Source organism: Streptomyces phytophilus, from assembly GCF_013870535.1.
Classification (GTDB): domain Bacteria; phylum Actinomycetota; class Actinomycetes; order Streptomycetales; family Streptomycetaceae; genus Streptomyces; species Streptomyces phytophilus.
In genome coordinates this window covers 1-2,000 of the sequence record NZ_JACBXC010001124.1, presented here as the reverse complement: position 1 = coordinate 2,000, position 2,000 = coordinate 1, and the positions used below count along the sequence as shown (strand labels likewise).

Genomic DNA, 2,000 nt, shown 5'->3' with positions numbered 1-2,000 from the left:
GGGTGCGTGGCGTGCGTGGACACGGCGGCCGAGAACGCGCGAAGACCCCGGCGTGCCGTCCGCACCAGTCGGCACGCCGGGGTCGCTCTCGGGTCGCGGCCGGAACGTGCAACAAGAACACGTTCTCACCGCCGGATACATGTATAACGCAGTCCCCCGCGGTTGGGAAGACCGTAAAGACTCCTTACTGACACTATGTCAGCAGTACGGTGCCGGCGGTCGGCCACGCATCCGCGCGATCCCGCGCCGCCGTTCAGGGGACTGCCCGGCCAGGCTTCTTGTATGCCTTATCCCGCTCCTGTGCATTCGACACATGCGCGGATATAAAACGACTAGTACTACCACTGCGGCGCTGGCGCTCACCGCCGCCCTGCTCGCCGCGCCACCGCCGCTCGTCCACCGTTTTCGGGCAGCCGGAAGGGCCCGTCCCACTGCGGGACGGGCCCTTGCCGATTCCGTTCGTCCGGAGCGGCGCCGCGCCTCAGGCCGACTTGCGGCTGTCGCGTGGATGTACGGCGATGTTCATCGCGCCGGAGCGCAGCACCGCGAGCCGCTCGGCCAGGACCTCTTCCAGCTCGTCGCGGGTGCGCCGCTCCATGAGCATGTCCCAGTGCGTCCGGGCGGGCTTGACCTTCTTCTCCTCCGGTCCCTCGCCGTCGACGAGCAGCGCCTGCGCGCCGCACGTCTTGCACTCCCACTCCGGCGGGATCTCCGCCTCGACCGAGAACGGCATCTCGAACCGATGGCCGTTCTGGCATGCGTACTCCACCGCCTGGCGCGGGGCCAGGTCGATGCCGCGGTCCGTCTCGTAGCTGGTCACCACGAGTCGCGTGCCGCGAAGAGCTCGCTCACTCATGAATCGTTGCCTCCCGGGCTTGTCGCCCACAGGACAGGTGTCGCTGTCGTCGTCATCCGGTCAACGTCCGGTCGGCGATGAAGATTCCCGTTCCGGGACATGCGTCGCCCGTCGTGCCGCCCCATTGCTTCTACCCACAAGCGTCCGCTTTGTCACGTGTGACGGAGATGTCACCGACTGATTTCATCTCGCTGCATGCTGTAACGGTCCGCCTGCCGAGCCGGAGGCGTACACTACCGCTCCGCGCCTGGCGGCACATAATTCACCTCGCGGGGCGTCGTGTCGCACTCCGCCCCGCCGCCGGCCGCCGGCGCGGCCGGGACGGGCTCCGGAATCGCGAACACGCGCAGGAAGAACTGGGCCAGCGGGCCGATCGCCAGGGCGTAGACGACCGTGCCGGCGCCGACCGAGCCGCCCAGCAGCCAGCCGGAGGCCAGCACCGCGACCTCGATCAGGGTGCGGACCAGCCGGACGGACAGGCCGGTGCGCCGGTGCAGCCCGGTCATCAGCCCGTCGCGGGGGCCGGGGCCGTAGCGTGCGGAGATGTACAGGCCGGTGGCCACGCCGTTGAGGGCGACGCCGGCGAGCATCTGCGGTATCTGCAGGGCCAGGCCGTGCACCTCGGGCAGCACCGCGAGCGAGGCGTCCATGGCGAGGCCGATCACCACCACGTTGGAGACGGTGCCCAGCCCCGGGCGCTGCCGGAGCGGGATCCACAGCAGCAGTACGGCCGCGCCGACCACGATCGTCGCGACGCCCATCGACATGCCGGTCTGCTTGCCGATCCCCTGGTGGAAGGTGTCCCACGGGTCGAGCCCGACCCCGGCGCGCACCATCAGCGCGCAGCTCAGCCCGTACAGCGTGAGGCCGACGTACAGATGCCCGAGCCTGCGGGCCGTACGGGCTTCCCTCCGGCCTTCCCTCCAGCGCGACAAGACTGGCTCCCCTCTGGTCCTGTTGGATGGCTGCGTGCCACTATGTGGACTGCACTTCTATGAGTGATATGGCCAATCGGGGAAAGGTGGCCTGGTTTTCATGGCGGAATGGACATCGGCCGTCGGCGCGGTTCAGCTCGCCCGGCTGCTCCGGTCGCAGGAGAGCGCGGGCGCCGTGGCACTCGACCGGCCCGGCCGCCGCGTGCCCG

At 69.5% G+C, this 2,000-nt stretch carries 2 protein-coding genes; both read right to left on the bottom strand.

Going from position 1 to position 2,000, the window contains the following annotated elements; translation table 11 throughout:
• Positions 1-481: 481 nt before the first annotated feature.
• Positions 482-856: an RNA polymerase-binding protein RbpA gene (locus H5J30_RS29805; RefSeq protein ID WP_026276152.1), complete on the bottom strand. Its 375-nt coding sequence runs from the start codon at positions 854-856 to the stop codon at positions 482-484.
• Between the two features lie 233 nt (positions 857-1,089).
• The gene (gene yczE / locus H5J30_RS29800) at positions 1,090-1,791 is read right to left on the bottom strand and encodes a membrane protein YczE (RefSeq protein ID WP_258563599.1); all 702 of its coding nucleotides are present in this window, start codon (positions 1,789-1,791) and stop codon (positions 1,090-1,092) included.
• Positions 1,792-2,000: the final 209 nt, after the last annotated feature.

Bases quoted from the DNA above. Each gene is read 5' to 3' on its own strand.
- H5J30_RS29805 (WP_026276152.1), bottom strand. From the start codon at position 856: ATGAGTGAGCGAGCTCTTCGCGGCACGCGACTCGTGGTGACCAGCTAC.